The sequence below is a fragment of the Streptomyces sp. NPDC058525 genome (genome assembly GCF_042719495.1).
Lineage (GTDB): Bacteria > Actinomycetota > Actinomycetes > Streptomycetales > Streptomycetaceae > Streptomyces.
Genome location: NZ_JBHXNP010000137.1, coordinates 1 through 20742 on the forward strand (window position 1 = coordinate 1; position 20742 = coordinate 20742).

The following is a 20742-nucleotide window of genomic DNA, read 5'->3' on the forward strand; positions in this document are numbered from 1 at the left end:
GAGCAAGCGTTCTGTGGGCGCTGCTGCGTGACGGACGGGTCTTCACCTCCGCCCCACCGGTCACGCAAGCGGCTTGACTTCGTCATTGAGACTCCTTGGCGAGTGAAGCCCGGGACCGTCGGCGTACGCTGCCAGAGCTCCACCACTTCTGCCGCCGACTGGGAGTACCCGCGTGACCGAGCCGCAGCGCAAGCCCTTCCTGTACGTCGTCGTCTGCGCGGCCGGGATCGCGGGCGACGTCGGCAAGCTGATCGACGCCGCGCACGGGCGGAGCTGGGACGTCGGCGTCGTCGCCACCCCGCAGGGGCTTCCCTTTCTCGATGTCGCCGCGGTCGAGGAGCGGACCGGTTACCCCGTCCGCTCCGCCTGGCGCGCGCCCGGGGACGCACGGTCCTTCCCACCCGCCGATGCGATCGCCGTAGCTCCGGCCACCTTCAACACGGTCAACAAGTGGGCGGCCGGATTCGCGGACAACCTCGCCCTCGGCATCCTCTGCGAGGCTGCGGGCATGGGCATCCCCACCGCCGTCCTGCCGTACGTGAACACCGCCCTCGCGGCCCACCGTGCGTACCAGCGGAGCCTTGCAGAGCTGCGCGAGATGGGTGTTCTGGTCGGCAGCTACGAGCCTCACCGCCCGAAGTCCGGCGGCGGTGCCGACCGCTTCCACTGGGAGGAAGCTGTCGACCTCCTGGCTCCGTTGCTGGCGGCAGGGGCCGCCCACCACTGATCCTGCGACTGCCAGTGGGTAAGGCCTGCCGGACTTGCGCATCGGGAACGCCTGCGACCGGTGACCGGGAGGTCCGGCCGTTACCCGGGGCATCGCCTACGGCCCCTTCGCCGGCACTCTCGGTGACGGTCAACGGCGGCTGTCCGACCCAAGCTGAAGCGCACGGAACGCGTGGAGCACCAGGCGGGAGGGGCGCGGCTCGCTCCTTGGCACTGCGCATTCTCCCCAGATTCTCCCCAGGGCCCCCGATCGGCCCCTCGGAAGTGTTCGCTGTAGCGAACTAGATCAGAGGCTCTTGCCTGCCGTCTACAGCCAGTCGCGCTTCTTGAAGATGACGTACAGGCTCACGCAGACCACCGCCATCAGCAGGATCGCGAAGGGGTAGCCGCCTGCCCACCTCAGCTCCGGCATGTCCTCGAAGTTCATGCCGTAGATCGTGCCTACCAGGGTCGGGGCGAAGAGGATGGCCGCCCATGAGGAGATCTTCTTGATCTCCTCGTTCTGTTCGAAGCCGGCCTCCGCCAGGGCTCGCATTTCGGCGTTTTGTTGTTGGGAGACCAAGGTGGCGTTGACCGTCAGGATTTCCGTCAGGGCCTGGCGGAAGCCGTCTACGCGTTCGCTGGTGTGCGTGACGTGGTCGGCCACGTCGCGGAGGTAGCGCTGGAGTTCCTCGTCCGTGCCGTACTTCGCGAAGCCCGCCATCAGGCCGTGGAGCATGCCGACCAGGGGGCGGGTGGCGCGCTGGAACTCGACCATTTCGCGGGAGAGTTCGTAGATGCGGCGGGAGACCGCCGGGTCGCCGCGGAAGACCTCCGTCTCGATCTCGTCGATGTCCGTCTGGACGCCCTCGACGACCGGGGCGTAGCCGTCGACCACCGCGTCGAGGATGGCGTACAGGGCGGCCTCGGGGCCCAGGGAGAGGAGTTCCGGGGTCTGCTCCATGCGGTGGCGGACCGTGGAGAGGTCCGGGGCGCCGCCGTGCCGGACCGTGATCAGGAAGTCGGGGCCGACGAAGATGTGGAGCTCGCCGAAGTCCACCTCCTCCTGGGCGTCGAGGTAGCGCGCCGCGCGCAGGACCACGAAGAGGGTGTCGCCGTAGCGTTCCAGCTTGGGGCGCTGGTGGGCTTCCAGGGCGTCCTCCACGGCCAGTTCGTGGAGGTTGAACTCGGCGGCCAGGGAGTGGAGTTCGGGTTCGGTCGGGCGGTGCAGGCCGATCCAGGCCATCCCGTCGGGCTCTTCGCGCAGCTGCCGGAAGGTCTCCGCCAGGGTGGCGGGGGAGGCGATGCGGCGGCCGTCGCGGTAGACGGCCGAGTCGATCACGCTGCGGTGGTTCGGGGGCGCGGCGGCGGACGGCGCCGGCTGGGGGGCGGCCGGGGGTCCCGCCGGGGGAGTGGCGGGCGGGGAAGCGGGGCGACGCCATCCCGCGCGCTTTCCGGCGGGCGGAGGCGAGGGGCGGCGGTCTGGGCGCTCCGACATCGCAGGTCTGCTCCCGGTCGAACGTCTGTTTACGGGCAAGGTGCAGGATATACGGGCGATCTGGAACAGGGGGCGATCGTGGGTGTTTGCCGCCCGCAGTCCCGACGCGGGCCCCCGCCGAGCCGGGCGCGCACCCCCGCCGCGCCGGGCGCAGGGGGTGAGGAGTTGCGGACAGTAGGTGTCCGCAAGGGGGGCTAGTTTGCTGTCATGGCCTCCAGGACATCGCATCCCGTGCTCGACAACCGCGCCCTCAACCGCGCCACGCTCGCCCGACAGCTCCTGCTGAGCCGCGCCGAGATGTCCGCGCGGGACGCCGTCGGGCACCTCCTCGGGCTGCAGGCGCAGAACGTGAAGCCGCCCTACTTCCAGCTCCACGCCCGCCTCGCCGGCTTCCGTCCCGCCGGGCTGGCCGGGCTGATGGAGTCCCGGCAGGTGGTCCGGATGGTCACCATGCGGTCGACCATCCACACGCACACCGCCGACGACGCCCTGACCCTGCGGCCCCTGGTCCAGCCCGCCCGCGACCGCGAGGTGAACTACTTCCGCAAGGGACTCGCCGGAGTGGACCTGGACCGGCTGGCCGAGCTCGCCCGCGCCTTCGTCGACACCGAACCGCGCACCATGGCCGAGCTCCGCGAAGAACTGCTCAAGGAATGGCCCGCGGCCGACCCGCAGTCCCTCTCCGTCGCCGCCCGCTGCCGGCTCCCGCTGGTCCAGGTCACTCCGCGGGGCGTGTGGGGGCGCAGCGGCCAGGTCCGGCTGACCACCGTCGAGAACTGGCTCGGGCGGACCGCCGGTGCGGCGCAGCCCGTGGACGACGTCGTCCTGCGCTACCTCGCCGCCTTCGGCCCCGCCTCCGTGAAGGACATGCAGGTGTGGGCCGGCCTGACCCGGCTGCGCGAGGCCTTCGAACGGCTGCGCCCCGGCCTGGCCGTCTTCCGGGACGGGAACGGCGTCGAGCTCTTCGACCTGCCCGACGCGCCCCGCCCCGACGCGGACACCCCGGCCCCGCCCCGCTTCCTCCCCGAATTCGACAATCTGCTCCTCTCGCACGCCGACCGCACCCGCGTGGTCGCCCCCGAGATCAAGGGCCGCACCTGGACGGGCAACCAGTCGCACTGCACCCTGCTCGTCGACGGCTTCCTCGCCGGTCTCTGGAAGCAGGACGGGAACACCCTCACCGTGCAGCTCTTCGAGGAGATGTCGGCGGAGCGGAAGGAGGAGATCGTCGCCGAGGGGGAGGAGATGCTCGCCGTGATGGGCGGAGTCCACGGCAGCGACGGCACCGAGGATTCGGTTCGCGGTTCCGTACGCTTCGCGTCAATCCACGGCTGACGCGCCGCTGGTGGTCCGCGCACCCCACGCGGCACGATGCCTGGCATGACGACCGAGAGCAGCCCGAACACCGAGAGCAGCCCGAACACCGAGAGCAGCCCGAACACCGAGAGCGGCCCGCACACCGAGAGCACCGCAACCGCCCAGTTCCTGGCCGCGCGGGACTTCCTGCTGGAGCGCCGCGGCGACTACGACGGCGCCCGCGCCGGATTCAGCTGGCCCCGCCCCCACCGGTTCAACTGGGCGCTGGACTGGTTCGACCACATCGCCGCCGGGAACACCGCCGACGCCCTGCGCATCGTCGAGGAGGACGGCAGCAGCCGCGCCCTCTCCTTCCAGGAGCTGTCCGTACGGTCCGACGCGGCCGCCGCCTGGCTGCGCGAGCAGGGCGTCGCGGCCGGCGACCGGGTCCTCGTCATGCTCGGCAACCAGCGCGAGCTGTGGGAGGTCATGCTCGGCGCGATGAAACTGCGCGCCGTCGTCATCCCCGCCACCCCGCTGCTCGGCGCGGCCGACCTGCGCGACCGCATCGAGCGCGGCCAGGTACGGCACGTCATCGCGCGGGCCGCGGACACCGGCAAGTTCGAGGACGTCCCCGGCACCTACACCCGGATCGCCGCCGGACCCGAGGTCCCCGCAGGCTGGCGCCGGCTCGCCGGCATGGACGACGCCGCATACGCCGCCCCGGGCGCCTTCACGCCCGACGGCGAGACCCTCGCCACCGACCCGCTGATGCTGTACTTCACCTCCGGCACCACGGACCGCCCCAAGCTCGTGGAGCACACGCACGCCTCGTACCCCATCGGGCACCTCTCCACCATGTACTGGCTCGGGCTGCGCCCCGGCGACGTCCATCTCAACATCGCCTCGCCCGGCTGGGCCAAGCACGCCTGGTCCAACCTCTTCGCCCCCTGGAACGCCGGGGCCACCGTCTTCGTCCACAACTACACCCGCTTCGACGCCGAGCGGCTGATGGACGAGATGGACCGGCACGGCGTGACCACCTTCTGCGCACCGCCCACCGTGTGGCGGATGCTCATCCAGTCCGACCTCACCCGGCTCGCCAACCCGCCGCGCGAGGCCGTCGCCGCGGGCGAGCCGCTCAACCCGGAGGTCATCGAGAAGGTCCGCCAGGCCTGGGGCGTCACCATCCGGGACGGGTTCGGCCAGACCGAGACCACCCTCCAGGTCGGCAACTTCCCCGGCGTGCCCGTCAAACCCGGCTCCATGGGCCGTCCCGCGCCCGGCTACGAGATCGTCCTGCTGGACCCGGTCACCGGCAAGGAGTCCCCCGACGAGGGCGAGCTCTGCGTGGACCTGCGGGTCAAGCCCGCCGGCGTCACCACCGGCTACCGCGACGACCCGGAGCGCACCGCCGAGGCCATGGCGGACGGGCTCTACCGCACGGGCGACATCGCCTCGCGCGACGCCGACGGCTACCTCACGTACGTCGGGCGCTCCGACGACGTCTTCAAGGCCTCGGACTACAAGATCAGCCCGTTCGAGCTGGAGAGCGCGCTGCTGGAGCACGAGGCCGTCGCCGAGGCGGCCGTCGTCCCCGCCCCGGACGCGCTGCGGCTCGCCGTGCCGAAGGCGTACGTCACCCTCGCCGCGGGCTGGGAGCCCGGGCCGGAGACGGCCCGGGCCCTGTTCGAGCACTCCCGCGCGGTGCTGTCCCCGTACAAGCGGATCCGCCGCATCGAGTTCGGCGAGCTCCCCAAGACCGTGTCCGGCAAGATCCGCCGGGTGGAGCTGCGGGAGCTCACCGCGGCCGGCGCGCCGGGGGAGTACGACGAGGCCGACCTCGACTGACGGGCGCGCGAGGGCGACCGGAGCCGCCGATGGCGAAGGACCGATGGCGAAGGACCGCCGGCGACGGCACCCGCCGGCTTCGTGGGCCTCAGGCGGGCAGGTGCGCCTCGATCGCGGCGATGACCTCGGGGGACTCGGGCTCGGTGCGCGGGCGGAAGCGCGCCACGACCTCGCCGGCGGGGGAGATCAGAAACTTCTCGAAGTTCCACTGAATGTCCCCCGCCTCGCCCTCGGCGTCCGGGGTCTTCACCAGCTCCTGGTAGAGGGGGTGCCGGTGCTCGCCGTTGACCTCGGACTTCTCCAGCATCGGGAAGGTGACCCCGAAGCCGGCCGCGCAGAAGGTCTGGATGTCCTCGGCGTTGCCGGGCTCCTGCTCGCCGAACTGGTTGCAGGGCACGCCGATGACGGTGAAACCCTTCTCCTCGTACTTGAACTGCAGCCGGGCGAGGCCCGAGTACTGCGGGGTGAGCCCGCACTGCGAGGCGGTGTTCACCAGCAGGATCGCCTTGCCCTTGTGGGCGCCGAGGCTGGTGGGCTCGTCGGACAGGGTGGTCAGCGGGATGTCGTACAGGCTCATCGGGCTCTCCTGGCAGGAAGCGGATAACGCCTCCGAGCGTAGGTGATGCCCGCCGCGCCCGGCCGGGCCGGGCGCCGCGCTAGGCGCCCGTGCCGACCAGTGCGTCCGCCGGGTCGTTGACCGGCTGGGGCATGCCCGTGAGGTCCATGACGAACAGGGGTATGCCCAGATCGTCCGCGCGGGTGCGGGCGTCCTCCGTGTACCCGGCGAGGGAGAAGTAGACGCTGGTCGCGGACGCCGTGAGTCCGTTCAGCCAGACGCATTCCACCGCCCGCAGCCCGGCCGGTGCGGTGGTCGGATCCACCTGTGCCACCAGCCCCGGGGCCCGCAGGTCCACGGCCGCGGAGGGGATCGGGCGGCCGTCGGGCTGGCGCACGTCCTGGAAGCCGAGCCAGCGCAGGTACAGCGCGGCGGTGGCCACCGCGTCGCGGGTCGTACGGATGGTGACCGGCCGGAACGCGGGGCGCGGCACCGGCGTGGCCGCCGCCGGCGGCTCCGCCGCGGACGGGTCGCGCGGCCCTTCACGGCGGTCCCCGGACCGCTGATCGGAGCCCGAGCCCGAGCGCGGACCGGCCTTCGAACCAGACGCTCGATCGGATCCCGAGGCGGATCCCGCAGCGGAACCGTCAGCGGCCGCCGCACCGGGCGTCCCGCCCGTCCTCCCGCCCGTCCTCCCGTCCGGCGTCCCGTCCGGCGTCCCGTCCGGCGTCCCGTCCGTCGTTCCGCCCGTCGTTTCGCCGGGCCTGCCGCCCGCCCGCGAACCGGGCCGTGGGTTCTGGCCGGCCCCCTGGTCCCCGCGCGAGCCGCCGCCGGGCCGCGTCCCGGACGGGTTCGCCGCGGGCTCCGGATGTACGGGGTGCACCGCGATCCGCACCACCGTGCCGCAGGACGCGCACCCCACCTCGGGCTGCGGCCACTCGCTCTCCCGCCCGCAGGACGCGCAGCGCACCGCCACCCAGCCCTCCGACCAGGTCCGATGGGTCAGCGGGTCCGGCGGCACGGAGAGGTCCAGCGGGGGATGGACCGGGCTCCCGCAGGCACAGGGGTAGACCGGGACGGTGTAGCCGTTCTCGCGCAGGCACGCCGGGCAGCGCACCGGTACCGCTTCCGCCATGAGACCTGGACCCCCTCCGTCGCTGTGCGTAGGTCCATGCTCCACCACGCGCGACGGTCGGGGCGACAACACCCGCCATTTGTGCAAGTCGCCGAGCGCGATGCGGCTTTTGGTGCCATCCGGGTCCGCTACCGCCTTGACGTCGGGGAAGCCGCCGCTTAGCTTGTTCCGTATAGCAGAACAAAACTTCCGGATTACGGAAAAGCCTGACCGTCGGACCCGCAGGAGAACTCGATGCCCCGTATGACAGCCGCCGCCGCTGCAGTGGAGATCCTCAAGCTCGAGGGCGTTTCGCAAGCCTTCGGCGTGCCCGGCGCTGCGATCAACCCGTTCTACCGCGAGCTCAAGAACGTGGGCGGCATCAACCACACGCTGGCCCGCCACGTCGAGGGCGCGTCCCACATGGCCGAGGGCTACACGCGTGCCAAGGCGGGCAACATCGGTGTGTGCATCGGTACGTCCGGCCCCGCCGGCACCGACATGATCACCGGCCTGTACTCGGCGATCGCGGACTCGATCCCGATCCTGTGCATCACCGGTCAGGCGCCGGTCTCGAAGCTCCACAAGGAGGACTTCCAGGCCGTCGACATCGCCTCGATCGCCAAGCCGGTCACCAAGAAGGCCACGACCGTCCTGGAGGCCGCGCAGGTTCCCGGCGTGTTCCAGGAGGCCTTCCACCTGATGCGCTCCGGCCGTCCGGGCCCGGTCCTGATCGACCTCCCGATCGACGTCCAGCTGACCGAGATCGAGTTCGACCCGGAGACCTACCAGCCGCTGCCGGTCTACAAGCCGCAGGCGTCCCGCGCGCAGGCCGTCAAGGCGATCCAGTTCCTGCTGGAGTCCGAGCGCCCGCTGATCGTCGCCGGTGGCGGCATCATCAACGCCGACGCCTCCGACCTGCTGGTCGAGTTCGCCGAGCTGACCGGCGTCCCGGTCATCTCCACGCTGATGGGCTGGGGCGTCATCCCCGACGACCACGAGCTGAGCGCGGGCATGGTCGGCGTCCAGACCTCGCACCGCTACGGCAACGCGACCTTCCTGGAGTCGGACTTCGTCCTCGGCATCGGCAACCGCTGGGCCAACCGTCACACCGGCTACAACCTCGACGCGTACCTCGGCGACCGCAAGTTCGTCCACGTCGACATCGAGCCCACCCAGATCGGCAAGATCTTCGCGCCGGACTTCGGCATCGCCTCCGACGCCAAGGCCGCCCTGGAGCTCTTCATCGAGGTCGCCAAGGAGCTCAAGGCCGAGGGCAAGCTCCCGGACTTCTCCGCCTGGGCCGCTTCGGGCCAGGAGCGCAAGGCCACCCTCCAGCGCCGCACGCACTTCGACAACATCCCGATGAAGCCGCAGCGCGTCTACGAGGAGATGAACAAGGCCTTCGGCCCGGAGACGCGTTACGTCACCACCATCGGCCTCTCCCAGATCGCCGGCGCGCAGATGCTGCACGTCTTCAAGCCGCGCCACTGGATCAACTGCGGCCAGGCCGGCCCGCTCGGCTGGACCATCCCGGCCGCGATCGGTGCCGCCACCGCGGACCCCGACACCCCGATCGTCGCCCTCTCCGGCGACTACGACTTCCAGTTCATGATCGAGGAGCTCGCGGTCGCCGCGCAGCACAAGGTCCCCTACGTCCACGTCCTCGTGAACAACGCCTACCTGGGTCTGATCCGTCAGGCGCAGGGCGGCCTGGGCATCAACTTCGAGGTCAACCTCGAGTTCGAGAACATCAACACCCCGGAGCTGGGCGTCTACGGCGTCGACCACGTCAAGGTCGCCGAGGGCCTGGGTGTCAAGGCCATCCGCGTCACCGACCCGAACGAGCTGGGCGCCGCCTTCGAGCAGGCCAAGAAGCTGGCCCAGGAGTTCCAGGTCCCGGTCGTCGTCGAGGCCATCCTGGAGCGCGTCACCAACATCTCGATGAGCAAGACGGTCGACATGAGCGACGTCACCGAGTTCGAAGAGCTCGCGACCGAGCCGGGCCACGCCCCGACCGCGATCAAGGCCCTCAAGGTCTGATCGGTACGTCAGCAGTACGCGGCGACCCCCGTCCCTCCGTCAGGAGGGGCGGGGGTCGTTCCGTATCCGGGGGAGGCGGCCCCTGCCGGCCGACGCGTCGGCGGCATCGGCGGCGTCGCCGACGCGCCGATGCCGCCGGCACCCCGCGGCCGAGGTGTCCTACGGGCGCGGCCCGAGCTCCGCGTCCACCGCGCCGGTCAGCAGCTCGCGGGCGCGCTCCAGGGTGAGGGAGCCGCTCAGCCAGCGCTCGCTGAGCCCTTCGACCAGGGCGGTGAGCCGCTCGGCGGCGTCCAGGGGCTCGACGCGCAGGTCGGCGAGGCCGGCCGCCTGGGCGTCCGAGATGGCGTCCGCGGTGTCCTGTGACCAGGAATGGGTGGACTCGGCCAGGGGTTCGCGCAGGTCGGCGTCGAAGATGGCGCTGGCCCGCAACTCGCCCCAGGCGGTGCTGTTCTCGCGGACCCGGGGCATGTCCTGGAGCTCGCTCAGCAGCAGCTGGAGCAGGGCCGCGCGGGCGTCCTCGGTGTCCTTCAGGGCCTCGTCGGTGTAGCCGGTGGCGCGGTCGCTGATGAAGGCCAGGGTGCGCTGGACCAGGCCGGCCCGGTCCTTGAAGTGGTAGTAGATCAGCGCGGTGGATACGCCCGCCTCGGTGGCGAGCTCCTCGACGCGCAGCCCTCTGACGCCACTGCGGGCGATCACGCGTACGGCTGCTTCCAAGATCAACGACTGCCGGTCGGCCACTCTTGCTCGCACCTTTCGGTCGGATACCCCTTGACTGAGCTTTCAGTCAGGTCCCACGATAGCTCCCATCCGAGATCCTGACTTGATTTTCAGTCTCTGCGATCCTGACTGAATTTTCAGTCAGGATCGCCAGCAACCAGGGAGCACCAAGTGAGTCCGATCATGCCCGCCGAGTGGACCGAGCACGACGCCTGTCTGATGGTCTGGCCGACCCGCGCCGAACTGTGGGGGCCGGCCTTCGAGGCGGCCAAACGCGAGTACGCGGCCGTCGCCCGGGCCATCGCCGACTTCGAGCCCGTCATCATGATCGCCGCGCCCGGCCGGGCCGCGGAGGCCGCCGAGGCCTGCGGAGCCGACGCCGGCATCGAGGTCATCGAGCTGCCCGCCGACGACTCCTGGGTGCGCGACTCGGGCCCGATCTTCGCCCACGACGAGAACGGCGACCGCGTCGGCGTCGACTTCCGCTTCAACGCCTGGGGCGAGAAGCACTACCCCTGGACCGCCGACGACAAGCTCGCCGGCCTCCTCCTGGACCGGCTCGGCACCCCCCGGGTCCACTCCTCGATGATCCTCGAAGGCGGCGCGATCACCGTCGACGGCGAAGGCACCCTCATCACCACCGAGCAGTGCCTGCTGCACCCCAACCGGAACCCGCGCATGGACCGCGCCGGGATCGAGGACGAGCTCAAGCGCCGCCTCGGCGTCGAGAAGGTCATCTGGCTGCCCTACGGCGGCCTGGAGGACACCGAGACCGACGGCCACGTCGACGGAGTCGCCGCCTACGTCGGCCCCGCCAAGGTCGTCGTCTCCCTCCCCGACGACCCCGCCCACCCCGACCACGCCCGGATGCGCGCCAACCTCGCCGTCCTGGAGGCCTCCACCGACGCCAAGGGCCGCGCCCTGGAGATCGTCCCGCTCCCGCAGACCACCCACGGCGAGGTCGCGGGCACCCCCGTCGAGGTCGGCTACCTCAACTTCTACCTCCCCAACGGCGGTTGCGTCGTCCCCGTCGGCGGCGACCCCGATTCCACCAGCGACGCCGAGGCCCTCGCCGTCCTCGCCGCCGCCCTCCCCGGCCGCAAGGTCGTCGGCGTACCCACCCCGGTCCTCGCGTACGGCGGCGGCGGGATCCACTGCATCACCCAGCAGCTTCCGAAGGCGGCCCGCGCGTGACCTCGTACGAACTGCTCACCTCCTACGGCTCCCCGCTCGGCTCCCCGGCCCGCACCGAGCCCGCCGAACGGCCCCCGCTGCGCGTCGGGCTGGTCCAGATGCGCTGGTACGCCGACGGGAACGAGCATGACGACCGGCTGCGCAAGGGCGTCGCCCTGGCCGCCGGCGAAGGCGCCACGATGGTCTGCCTCCCCGAACTGACCCGCAGCCCGTACTTCTGCACCACCGACGACCCCATGGCACACGGCGCCGCCCGCCACCTCGAGGACCTGGAGGACGGCCCCACCGTCCGGCTGGCCGCCGAGCTCGCCACCGGCCTCGGCATCACCGTGCACGCCTCGCTCTACGAGCGCGCCGAGGACGGCGGCCTCGGCTACAACACGGCCGTCTGCGTGGACCCCGACGGCAAGCTGATCGCCCGCACCCGCAAGAACCACATCCCCGCCTTCCCCGGCTACCGCGAGGACCTGTGCTTCCGGCCCGGCGACAGCGGATTCCCGGTCGTCGCCCACCAGGGCGTCCACTTCGGCTTCCCCACCTGCTGGGACGAGTGGTTCCCCGAACTCGCCCGCGCCTACGCCCTGCACGGCGCCGAGATCCTCGTCCACCCCACCGCCATCGGCTCCGAGGTGGACCTGCCGGACTTCGACACCCGCCCCATGTGGGAGCACGCCATCTCCGCGAACGGCCTCGCCAACGCGCTCTTCATGATCGTGCCCAACCGCGTCGGCACCGAGGGCGGCTCCACCTTCTACGGCTCCTCCTTCATCTCCGACCCCTACGGGCGAGTCATGCTCCGGGCCCCCCGCGACCGGCCCGCCGTCCTCGTCGCCGACCTCGACCTCGACCAGCGCCGCGACTGGCTGGAGTTCGGCCTGCTGCAGACCCGTCGCCCCGAGCTGTACGGGCAGCTCACCGAACCCCTCACCCCGTAGGGAGCGTGCATGCCGATCCCCTCCCGCAGCCGCCGCCTGGCCGGCCCGGCCGCCGCGGCCCTCGCCCTGATGCTCACGGGCGCGGGCTGCGCGGCCCCGGCCGGCGGCCCCGGCCCCGCCGCCCTCCACCTCTCCGCCGCGACACCCCCCGCCCGCGGTGACATCGACGGGTTCACCTGGGCCCTGTACGCCGAACCGCCCGTCCTCGACTACCTCTACGCCTTCGACTACCCGCAGAACACCGTCCTCTCCAACGTCTGCGAATCCCTCATGCGGTGGACCCCGCAGCTCACCCTCGAACCCGGGCTCGCCGAGAAGGCCACCCAGACCGACCCCACCACCTGGGTCTACGACCTGCGCCCCGACGTGCGCTTCCACAGTGGCGCCACGCTCACCGCCGACGACGCCGTCGCCAGCCTGAACCGCCACCTCGACCCCGAGCTCGGCTCGTACTGGGTCGAGGACTTCCGCAACGTCGCGTCCGTGGAGAAGACCGGCCCGCTCCAGATCACCGTCCGCCTCACCACCGCCGACGCGCTGTTCCCCCAGGCCATGGCCAACTCCGCGGGCACCGTGGCCCGGGCCGCCACCATGGAGGAACAGGGCAAGGCCTTCGGCACCGCCGACGGCGGCCTCGACTGCACCGGCCCCTTCCGGCTGGGGGAGTGGGAACAGGGTGCCTCCCTGCGCCTGGACCGCTTCGACGGCTACTGGGGCAAGCGCGCCAAGGCCGGCCACGTCACCTTCGCCTTCCTCCCCGACTCCGCCGCCCGCACCAACGCCCTGCTCACCGGCGAGGTCGACGGCTCCTTCGCGGTCCCCCCGGAGTCCATGTCCCGCCTGCGCGCCGCCGACAACGGCCGCCTCTACTCCGGCGAGAGCCTCACCACCGTCAACCTCGCCGTCGCCGACCTCGGCGGCACCCTCGCCGACGTCCGCGTACGCCGCGCACTGATGCTCGCCCTCGACCGCGAGGGCTTCGCCAAGGGCGCCATGCGCGGAGCCGCCACCCCCACCAGCTCCCTCGTCGTCAAGGAGACCTGGCGCGGCGCCCCGCCGGAGCAGGTCGCCGACCGGCTCGCCGCCCTTCCCCCCGTACAGCGGGACCTGGACCGGGCCAGACGCCTGATCGACGAAGCGGGCGCCCGCGGCCGCAAGGTCACCGTCGCCTCCAGCCCGCTCGGCCCCGACGTCGCCCTCCTCGCCACCGCCGTGCAGGACGCCGGCCGCCGCATCGGCCTCGACGTCGAGATCCGCACGGTCGCCCCCGACGCCTTCACCGCACTGTTCTCCGACCCCGAGGCCCGCAAGGGGTTCGACCTCTTCCCCTACACCTACTACCTGTCGGTCACCGACCCGCTGAGCATGTACGGCAACTTCCGCACCGGCCAGTTCGAGAACTACGCGGGCTACAGCTCACCCGCCTACGACGCCCTCGCCGACGAGGCGACCGCCGAGTACGACCCGGCCAAGCGCGCCCTGCTCACCGCTGGGCTCGCCCGGCTGGCCGCCGACGAGGCCCTGTGCCTGCCGGTCGCCGAATACCCCGGCAGCGTCTACCTGGGCCGGCGCATCACCGGGGCCCCGACGACCATCTCGTACATGTACGCCCCCTGGGCGGCCGAAGTGGGGGCACCGTGACCGGCACCGGCGCCTCCGGCGTGATCCGCTTCCTGCTCAGACGGTTCGGCGAACTCCTCGCCACCCTGCTCGCCGCCTCCTTCCTCGTATACGCCTCCGTCCGCCTCGCCCCCGGCCGCCCCGAGACCTTCCTGCTCGGCGGCCGCGGGGCCAACCCCCAGGCGCTGGCCGCGATCCGCGAGCAGTACCACCTCGACGACCCCTTCCTCGTCCAGCACGTCACATGGCTGGCCGGAGCCGTCACCGGCGACCTCGGCACCTCCGTCCAGTACCGCAGCGACGTCCTGGACCTCGTCGCCGCACGCGTCCCCGTCACCCTCGCCCTGATCGGAATATCAGCCTTCCTGGTGCTCGTCGGGGGACTGCTGCTCGGCCTGCTGGGCGCCGTCCGCGGCGGCCGCACCGACCAGGCCGTCCTCGTCGCCACCTCGGCCGCCGTCGCCACCCCGTCCTTCATCGCCGCGATCCTGCTGCTGTCGCTGTTCTCGGTACGGCTCGGCTGGTTCCCCGTGCTCGGCAGCGGCGACGGCTTCCTCGACACCCTCCACCACCTCGCCCTGCCCTCCGTCGCGCTCGCGCTGCCCTTCATCGGCGTCCTCGCCCGGGTGACCCGGGCGGCCCTGCTGGAGCAGTTCGCCCTCGACCACGTGACCGTCGCCCGAAGCCGGGGCGTCCCCGAGCGCACCCTCGTCCGCCGCCACGTGCTGCGCGGCGCGCTCAGCCCCGTCCTCACCCAGGCCGGGCTCACCCTGTCCGGGCTGATGGTCTGCACGATCCTCGTGGAGTCCGCCTTCGGCCTCGGCGGGCTCGGCGAGTTCCTCGCGAAGTCCGTGACCGTGAAGGACTTCCCCGTCGTCCAGGCCATCTCCCTGCTGACCATCGCCCTCTTCGTCCTGGTCAACCTCGCCGTCGACCTGGTCCACCCCCTCATCGACCCCCGGGTCCGCCTCGGCGCGAGGAGCACCACATGACCGCCCTCCTGCTCCGGCCGGCCGCCGAGGCCCGCAAGAGACCGCGCACCCAGGGCTCCTGGCTGCACCGCGCGAGCCTCGCCTTCGCCGGCCTCGTCGTCCTGGTCGCCCTCTTCGCGCCCTGGCTCGCCCCGCACGACCCCAACGCCGTCGACTTCGGCGTCTCCCTGGCGAACCCCTCGCCCGACCTGCTCCTCGGCGGGGACATCGGCGGCCGCGACACCCTCTCGCGGCTGATCGCCGGAGCCCGCACCTCCCTCCTCGGCCCGCTGTGCGTCGTCGCCCTGTCCACCGTGCTCGGCGTGGTGATCGGGGTCGCCGCCGCCTGGCGCGGCGGCGCGCTCGACACCCTGCTCTCCCGCAGCACCGAACTCCTGCTCGCCTTCCCCGGCCTGCTCCTCGCGATGCTGCTCGTCTCCCTCTACGGCCGCGGGCTGATCGCCCCCGTCATCGCGCTCTCCCTCGCCTACACCCCCTTCGTCAGCCGGCTCGCACGCAGCCTCGCCCTGGCCGAGACGGGCAAGCCGTACCTGGCCGCCTACCGGGTGCAGGGCTTCTCCGGCCCGTGGATCTGCCTACGCCACCTGATCCCGAACATCGCCCCCGTGGTCCTCGCGCAGGCCACCGTCACCTTCGGCTACGCCCTGCTCGACCTGGCCGCCCTGTCCTTCCTCGGCCTCGGCGTGCCGCCCCTCACCCCCGACTGGGGAGCCATGATCAACGACGGCCAGGCCGCCATCCTCGAAGGGGCCCCGCTCTCCGCGCTCGCCCCCTGCCTCGCGGTGATCCTCACCGTCGTGGCCTTCAACGTCGTCGGGGAGCGCCTCGCCGACCGGGTCGCAGGGAGAACCACGTGAACGCCCCGGTGAACGACCACGTGAACGACCACGTGAAAGCCCCCGAGCCTGAGCCCGTGCACGACCCGGTGCACGACCCCGTACTGGAGGCGGTGGACCTCCGGCTCGCCCTGCCCGGCCACGCCCGGCCCGTCCTCGCCGGAGTGAACCTGAGGGTCCGGTCAGGCGAGACCGTCGCCCTCGTCGGCGAGTCAGGCTCCGGCAAGTCCCTGACCTCCCGGGCGGCGCTCGGCCTGCTGCCGGCCGGCGCGGAGGTCTCCGGCACGGTCAGGGTGACCGGACAGGACGTCCTGGCCCTGCGCGCCGACCGGCTGCGCGCCCTCCGCTCCAGCACCGTCTCGATGATCTTCCAGGACCCCCGGTCGGCGATGAACCCCCTGCGCAGGCTCGGCGACTTCCTCACCGAGACCGTACGCGGCACCGCGCGCGCCGAAGCCCTGCCCGGGCTCCTCGACGCGGTGGGCCTCCCGGCCCGTGTCCTGCGCCAGTACCCCCACGAGCTCTCCGGAGGGATGCTGCAACGCGTCATGATCGCCGCCGCCCTGCTGCCGGGCCCGCGGCTCCTGCTCGCCGACGAACCCACCACCGCCCTCGACACCGTCACCCAGGCCGAGATCGTGACCCTGCTCGCCCGCCTGCGCGCACGCGAGGGCTGCGGGCTGCTCTTCGTCACCCACGACCTGGAACTCGCCGCGGCCATCAGCGACCGGGTGTACGTCATGTACGCGGGCCGGATCGTCGAAACCGGCCCGGCCGCCGCCGTCTTCGAGAACCCTCGGCACCCCTATACGCGGGCGCTGCTCGAAGCGACCCCCCGCCTCGACTCCCCGCCCGGCCCGCTGCCCGCCCTCCCGGGCCGCCCACCGGACCTGCGCACCGCCGTCACCGGCTGCGCCTTCGCCCCCCGATGCCCCCGCGCCACCGACCTGTGCGGCCGGGAGCTCCCGGCTCCGCGCGCGGGCGTGGCCTGTCACCACGCGGAGCTGCCGTCATGACCGAGGTACTCGAAGTGCGCGGACTCTGCCGTGCGTACGAGGATCTGAGCGCGGTGGACGACGTGTCCTTCAGCGTCCCGGCGGGCGGGGCGCTGGGCATCGTCGGCGGGTCCGGTTCGGGCAAGACCACCACGGCCCGGATCGTGACGGGCCTGGAGCGCGCCGACGCGGGCGAGGTCCTCGTACGGGGCCGGGTGCGCGAGCCGGCCGCGAAGGGCCGGGCGGCGCGCCTGCGCCGGGCCCGGGAGGTCCAGCTGGTCTTCCAGGACCCGCTGCTCTCGCTGGACCCCAGGGTCACGGCGGGCGAGGTGCTCCGGGAGACCCTGAGGCTGCACTTCCCCGGCCGGGATCCGCGCCCGCGGGTCCGTGAACTGCTGGACCAGGTGGGCCTGGGGGAGCGGGAGGCGGCGGCCCGGCCGCGCGAGCTCTCCGGCGGCCAGCGCCAGCGCGTGGCCATCGCCCGGGCCCTGGCCGTGGAGCCGGCCGTCCTGGTGCTGGACGAGGCGGTGGCGGCGCTGGACGTCTCGGTGCAGGCCCAGATCCTCAACCTGCTGGCCGAGATCCGGGCGGCCACGGAGGTGGCGTACCTCTTCATCACCCACGACCTGGGCGTCGTACGGGCGGTGACGGACGAGCTCGTCGTGATGCGGGCGGGCCGTGTGGTGGAGACGGGCCCGACCGGCTCGGTGCTCGCGGCCCCGCGGCACGAGTACACCCGGCTGCTGCTGGACTCCGTACCGCGCAGGCGGTGAGCGCCGGCAGCCCGACGGCGCGCGGGAACGGCACCGCACGGGAACGGCACCGCGCTGGAACGGCACCGCGCGGGAACGGCAAAGCGCCGAGTCACGGGACCGTCCGTGACTCGGCGCTCTGGTTGGTTACCGCCCGACGGAGCGAGGCTGGCGCGACAGGACGTTCGCACCGCCGGGCGGAGTAGGAGGCTCCTCGTTCGTCCCGTGCAGGGGGCTCTGTGCGCAGCCCCCGTACGGGAGAGGAGTGGCTGGGACCGTGGCGTGCGGGCGACGAGAACTCCGGCTTCGTCTCCCTCAGGTCAAGAGACGGGCCTCGGAACCCATTACCACCGCACTGGCTCGCACGCTCGCCACGGTCCTCGTCCTGCCCTCGCCGCGTACCACCCCTCATCCGGGTCCGCGGGTCGGGCTCAGCACCCGGGGCCTGACCTCCCGTCAGGCCCCCGGTACAGCTGTGTGGCTCAGGCGTCGCGCAGGGCGCGGACGGCCTCCTCGACGCGCTTGCCGTAGTCGGCGTCGGCGGCGTGGAAGTGAGCCAGGTTCTTCTCGATGACGTCCTCGAGGGTGACCTGCGACAGGCCGCCGGCGATGTTCGCCACCAGACGCTGCTTCTCGGCCTCCGACATCAGGCGGTAGAGCTCACCGGCCTGGAAGAAGTCGTCGTCCTTGGTGTGGGCCGGGGCCTCGTGGGTGCCCGTGTAGCCGGAGACGGCCTTCGGGGCGCCGAGCGCCAGACCGGTCTCGGCCGGACCCTGGTACGAGTTGGGCTCGTAGTTCTTGTCGTGGCGCGAGCCGTTGCGCAGCGCCATGACGCCGTCGCGGCCGTAGTTGTCGGCCTTCGTCGCCTTGGGGGCGTTCACCGGCAGCAGGGTGTGGTTCACACCGAGGCGGTAGCGCTGGGCGTCGGCGTATGCGAAGAGGCGGCCCTGGAGCATCTTGTCCGGCGAGGCGGTGATGCCCGGGACGAAGTTGTTCGGGGAGAAGGCGGACTGCTCGACCTCGGCGAAGACGTTGTCCGGGTTGCGGTCGAGGACCAGGCGGCCCACGCGCTGCAGCGGGTAGTCGCTGTGCGGCCACACCTTGGTGAGGTCGAACGGGTTGAAGCGGTAGTCCGCGGCCTCGGCGGCGGGCATGATCTGCACGTACAGGGTCCACGAGGGGTTCACACCGCGCTCGATGGCCTGGAGCAGGTCGGTCTGGTGCGAGTTCGCGTCCGAGCCGACGATCTCGGCGGCCTGCTCGCCCGACAGGCAGCGGATGCCCTGGTTCGTCTTGAAGTGGTACTTGACGAAGAAGGCCTCGCCCTGGGCGTTGGTCCACTGGTACGTGTGGGAGCCGTAGCCGTTCATGTGGCGGTAGGACGCCGGGATGCCGCGGTCACCCATCAGCCAGGTGATCTGGTGCGTCGCCTCGGGGGCGTGCGCCCAGAAGTCCCAGACGTTGTCCGGCTCCTGCTTGCCCGTGAAGGGGTCGCGCTTCTGGGAGTGGATGAAGTCGGGGAACTTGATCGGGTCCTTGATGAAGAACACCGGGGTGTTGTTGCCGACGAGGTCGTAGTTGCCCTCTTCGGTGTAGAACTTGAGCGCGAAGCCGCGCGGGTCGCGGACCGCGTCCGCGCCGCCCAGCGAGTCGGCGACGGTGGAGAAGCGCAGGAAGGTCTCGGTCTTCTTGCCGACCGTGTTCAGGAACGCGGCGCTGGTGTACGCGGTGACGTCGTCGGTCACCTCGAAGTAGCCGTACGCGGCCGAGCCGCGGGCGTGCACCACGCGCTCCGGGATGCGCTCCCGGTTGAAGCGGGCAAGCTTCTCGAGCAGCTGCTGGTCCTGGACCAGGAGCGGGCCACCGACGCCGGCGGTGGCGGAGTTCTGATTGTCGGCGACCGGGGCGCCGGACTCGGTCGTCAGCGTGCGCTTCGACATGGTGACCTTCCGTACGGGTAACTGCTGACGGAAAGCGTCTTCCGTCATGCGGAACAGCCTAATTTCGGCGAGAACTAAACGTCAACAGTTTGTTGAACGAAGTTGAAGGGAGGTGATCCGGACGGCGCCGGCACTTGGGCGCGACAGGACAGGTGTCAGCACCGGCGCCATCCGGAAACTCAGGCCCCCGGTGAAGGGGGGAGGGTGCTCGGCCGCTTAGATCTCGGCGCCGGAGAGACGCTCGACGGCGCGGAGCAGGGCCGAGTGGTCCAGGCCGCCGTCACCCTGGGCGCGCAGCGAGGCGACCAGCTGGGCGACGACCGCGCCGACCGGGAGGGCGGCACCGACGTTGCGGGCGGCGTCGGTGACGATGCCCATGTCCTTGTGGTGCAGGTCGATCCGGAAACCGGGCTTGAAGTCGCGGTTCAGGAAGTTGTCCTTCTTGCGGGTCAGGACCGTGGAGCCGGCCAGACCGCCGCCCAGGACGTCCAGGGCGGCCTGGAGGTTCACGCCGGACTTCTCGAGGAAGACGACGGCCTCGGCGCACGCCTGGATGTTCACCGCGACGATGAGCTGGTTGGCGGCCTTCACCGTCTGGCCGGAGCCGTGCGGACCGCACAGGACGATGGTCTTGCCCAGCGCCTCGAGGATCGGGAGGGCCGCGTCGAAGTCGGCCTGCTCGCCACCCACCATGATCGACAGGACGGCTTCGATGGCGCCGGCCTCGCCGCCGGACACCGGGGCGTCCAGGACGCGGATGCCCTTCTCGGCGGCGTTCTTCGCCAGGTCGATCGAGGTCTGCGGGGTGATCGAGGACATGTCCACGATCAGGGCGCCGGACTTGGCGTTCTCGAGGATGCCGTTCTCACCGTAGGAGATGGCCTCGACCTGCGGGGAGGCGGGCACCATCGTGATGATGACGTCGGCGTCCTTGACGGCCTCGGCGATCGAGCCGGCCGCGGCACCGCCGGCGGCGGCCAGGCGGTCCAGCTTGTCCTGCTCCAGGGTGAAACCGGTGACCGAGTAGCCGGCCTTCAGGAGGTTCTCGGCCATGGGGGAGCCCATGATTCCGAGGCCGATCCAGGCAATCTTGGGGAGGTTGCTCATGACGAGGATCCTTCTCTTAATGCTTTGTACGAAAAGTGCGTGTGGTGCCTGGCTGATCGCCCGGACTTCGTCCGCCTACTGGGCGGCGCGGGCCTCGGCGGGCAGCCAGGCGAAGGAGGCGGCGGCGTCGGCGGCCTTGTACTCCAGGCCTACGTAGCCCTCGTATCCGGCCTTCTTCAGCTGGTCGAGCAGCTCCTCGAGGGGCAGCTCGCCGGTGCCGGGGGCACCTCGGCCGGGCTTGTCGGCGATCTGGACGTGCCCGGTCTTGGCGGCGTACTTTTCGATGACCTCGGAGAGGTCCTCGTCGTTCATCGCCAGGTGGTACAGGTCGAGCAGGAACTTGGCGTTCCCGAGGCCGGTGGCCTCGTTGACCTTGTCGACCACCTCGATGCCGGCCGGGGCGCTCACCAGGGGGTAGAGCGGCGACTCGGGCTTGTTGAGGGTCTCGATCAGGAGGATCGCGCCGACGCGGTCGGGGGGGCGGGCGGCCGCGCCCCCGGCGCCCGCGGCCCCGGGGGCGCCGGGGCGCCCCCGGGGGGGGGGGGCCGCGGCGCCCGACGGCACGGCGGCCGCCGGGGGCTCCTCCAGCAC

The 20742-nt window shown here is 71.7% G+C and carries 18 protein-coding genes; 11 read left to right on the forward strand and 7 right to left on the reverse strand.

The genetic code is table 11. The features are described from left to right. Positions 1–172: 172 nt before the first annotated feature. Complete coding sequence (locus ACFWP3_RS38230; protein ID WP_384230712.1) at positions 173–727, forward strand: flavoprotein; 555 nt, start codon at positions 173–175, stop codon at positions 725–727. 306 nt (positions 728–1033) lie between these two features. Here ACFWP3_RS38230 and ACFWP3_RS38235 read toward each other — a convergent pair whose 3' ends face one another. Next, positions 1034–2203, reverse strand: a complete 1170-nt coding sequence (locus ACFWP3_RS38235; RefSeq protein WP_384230714.1) for a magnesium and cobalt transport protein CorA — start codon at positions 2201–2203, stop codon at positions 1034–1036. A 207-nt stretch (positions 2204–2410) separates the two neighbouring features. Here ACFWP3_RS38235 and ACFWP3_RS38240 point away from each other — a divergent pair, with 207 nt between their 5' ends. Beyond that, positions 2411–3538, forward strand: a complete 1128-nt coding sequence (locus ACFWP3_RS38240; protein WP_384230716.1) for a winged helix DNA-binding domain-containing protein — start codon at positions 2411–2413, stop codon at positions 3536–3538. 45 nt (positions 3539–3583) lie between these two features. Next, positions 3584–5350, forward strand: coding sequence for an AMP-binding protein (locus tag ACFWP3_RS38245; protein ID WP_384230718.1), 1767 nt, complete (start codon positions 3584–3586; stop codon positions 5348–5350). Between the two features lie 88 nt (positions 5351–5438). Here the strand turns inward: ACFWP3_RS38245 and ACFWP3_RS38250 are convergent, their stop codons facing one another. Together ACFWP3_RS38250 and ACFWP3_RS38255 are read right to left on the reverse strand one after the other, a co-directional pair. Further along, positions 5439–5927, reverse strand: coding sequence for a glutathione peroxidase (locus ACFWP3_RS38250; protein ID WP_384230719.1), 489 nt, complete (start codon positions 5925–5927; stop codon positions 5439–5441). Positions 5928–6006: 79 nt separating this feature from the next. After that, complete coding sequence (locus ACFWP3_RS38255; protein WP_384230722.1) at positions 6007–7041, reverse strand: hypothetical protein; 1035 nt, start codon at positions 7039–7041, stop codon at positions 6007–6009. 234 nt (positions 7042–7275) lie between these two features. Here ACFWP3_RS38255 and gcl point away from each other — a divergent pair, with 234 nt between their 5' ends. Then, a complete protein-coding gene (gene gcl / locus ACFWP3_RS38260) occupies positions 7276–9063 on the forward strand; it encodes a glyoxylate carboligase (RefSeq protein ID WP_384230724.1) in 1788 nt (595 codons plus the stop codon). Positions 9064–9222: 159 nt separating this feature from the next. On the opposite strand, the gene ACFWP3_RS38265 is transcribed toward gcl, so the two are convergent. Beyond that, on the reverse strand, positions 9223–9801 hold the full coding sequence (locus ACFWP3_RS38265; RefSeq protein ID WP_384230727.1) for a TetR/AcrR family transcriptional regulator: 579 nt from the start codon (positions 9799–9801) through the stop codon (positions 9223–9225). 150 nt (positions 9802–9951) lie between these two features. Between ACFWP3_RS38265 and ACFWP3_RS38270 the strand changes: the two genes are divergently transcribed. Genes ACFWP3_RS38270 through ACFWP3_RS38300 form a run of 7 tightly spaced genes read left to right on the forward strand, consistent with a single transcriptional unit; the run spans position 9952 to position 17125 of the window. Beyond that, entirely contained in the window at positions 9952–10974 is a 1023-nt protein-coding gene (locus tag ACFWP3_RS38270; RefSeq protein ID WP_384230728.1) for an agmatine/peptidylarginine deiminase, read from the forward strand. Then, complete coding sequence (locus tag ACFWP3_RS38275) at positions 10971–11909, forward strand: nitrilase-related carbon-nitrogen hydrolase (RefSeq protein ID WP_384230731.1); 939 nt, start codon at positions 10971–10973, stop codon at positions 11907–11909. The genes ACFWP3_RS38270 and ACFWP3_RS38275 overlap by 4 nt, the downstream gene beginning before the upstream one ends. Before the next feature lie 9 nt (positions 11910–11918). Further along, a complete protein-coding gene (locus ACFWP3_RS38280) occupies positions 11919–13550 on the forward strand; it encodes an ABC transporter substrate-binding protein (RefSeq protein WP_384230733.1) in 1632 nt (543 codons plus the stop codon). Then, entirely contained in the window at positions 13547–14521 is a 975-nt protein-coding gene (locus ACFWP3_RS38285; RefSeq protein WP_384230735.1) for an ABC transporter permease, read from the forward strand. Before ACFWP3_RS38280 ends, ACFWP3_RS38285 begins: the two co-directional genes overlap by 4 nt. Continuing rightward, positions 14518–15378, forward strand: coding sequence for an ABC transporter permease (locus ACFWP3_RS38290; RefSeq protein WP_384230737.1), 861 nt, complete (start codon positions 14518–14520; stop codon positions 15376–15378). The genes ACFWP3_RS38285 and ACFWP3_RS38290 overlap by 4 nt, the downstream gene beginning before the upstream one ends. A 32-nt stretch (positions 15379–15410) precedes the next feature. Further along, positions 15411–16373, forward strand: a complete 963-nt coding sequence (locus ACFWP3_RS38295; protein ID WP_384230747.1) for an ABC transporter ATP-binding protein — start codon at positions 15411–15413, stop codon at positions 16371–16373. Continuing rightward, the gene (locus tag ACFWP3_RS38300) at positions 16370–17125 is read left to right on the forward strand and encodes an ABC transporter ATP-binding protein (RefSeq protein ID WP_384230739.1); all 756 of its coding nucleotides are present in this window, start codon (positions 16370–16372) and stop codon (positions 17123–17125) included. Before ACFWP3_RS38295 ends, ACFWP3_RS38300 begins: the two co-directional genes overlap by 4 nt. Positions 17126–17586: 461 nt before the next feature. Here the strand turns inward: ACFWP3_RS38300 and ACFWP3_RS38305 are convergent, their stop codons facing one another. The 3 genes from ACFWP3_RS38305 to ACFWP3_RS38315 all read right to left on the reverse strand — a co-directional run. After that, positions 17587–19044, reverse strand: a complete 1458-nt coding sequence (locus ACFWP3_RS38305; RefSeq protein ID WP_384230748.1) for a catalase — start codon at positions 19042–19044, stop codon at positions 17587–17589. Between the two features lie 216 nt (positions 19045–19260). Continuing rightward, the gene (locus ACFWP3_RS38310; RefSeq protein ID WP_384230742.1) at positions 19261–20151 is read right to left on the reverse strand and encodes a 2-hydroxy-3-oxopropionate reductase; all 891 of its coding nucleotides are present in this window, start codon (positions 20149–20151) and stop codon (positions 19261–19263) included. Between the two features lie 75 nt (positions 20152–20226). After that, a partial coding sequence (locus tag ACFWP3_RS38315; protein ID WP_384230744.1) for a TIM barrel protein occupies positions 20227–20742 on the reverse strand: 516 nt, incomplete at its 5' end.

What these genes read in the sequence shown, in the direction of transcription:
- ACFWP3_RS38235 (WP_384230714.1), bottom strand. Translation starts at nt 2,203, where the DNA reads ATGTCGGAGCGCCCAGACCGCCGCCCCTCGCCTCCGCCCGCCGGAAAG.
- ACFWP3_RS38240 (WP_384230716.1), top strand. Translation starts at nt 2,411, where the DNA reads ATGGCCTCCAGGACATCGCATCCCGTGCTCGACAACCGCGCCCTCAAC.
- ACFWP3_RS38245 (WP_384230718.1), top strand. Translation starts at nt 3,584, where the DNA reads ATGACGACCGAGAGCAGCCCGAACACCGAGAGCAGCCCGAACACCGAG.
- ACFWP3_RS38250 (WP_384230719.1), bottom strand. Translation starts at nt 5,927, where the DNA reads ATGAGCCTGTACGACATCCCGCTGACCACCCTGTCCGACGAGCCCACC.
- ACFWP3_RS38255 (WP_384230722.1), bottom strand. Translation starts at nt 7,041, where the DNA reads ATGGCGGAAGCGGTACCGGTGCGCTGCCCGGCGTGCCTGCGCGAGAAC.
- gcl (WP_384230724.1), top strand. Translation starts at nt 7,276, where the DNA reads ATGCCCCGTATGACAGCCGCCGCCGCTGCAGTGGAGATCCTCAAGCTC.
- ACFWP3_RS38280 (WP_384230733.1), top strand. Translation starts at nt 11,919, where the DNA reads ATGCCGATCCCCTCCCGCAGCCGCCGCCTGGCCGGCCCGGCCGCCGCG.
- ACFWP3_RS38290 (WP_384230737.1), top strand. Translation starts at nt 14,518, where the DNA reads ATGACCGCCCTCCTGCTCCGGCCGGCCGCCGAGGCCCGCAAGAGACCG.
- ACFWP3_RS38300 (WP_384230739.1), top strand. Translation starts at nt 16,370, where the DNA reads ATGACCGAGGTACTCGAAGTGCGCGGACTCTGCCGTGCGTACGAGGAT.
- ACFWP3_RS38305 (WP_384230748.1), bottom strand. Translation starts at nt 19,044, where the DNA reads ATGTCGAAGCGCACGCTGACGACCGAGTCCGGCGCCCCGGTCGCCGAC.
- ACFWP3_RS38310 (WP_384230742.1), bottom strand. Translation starts at nt 20,151, where the DNA reads ATGAGCAACCTCCCCAAGATTGCCTGGATCGGCCTCGGAATCATGGGC.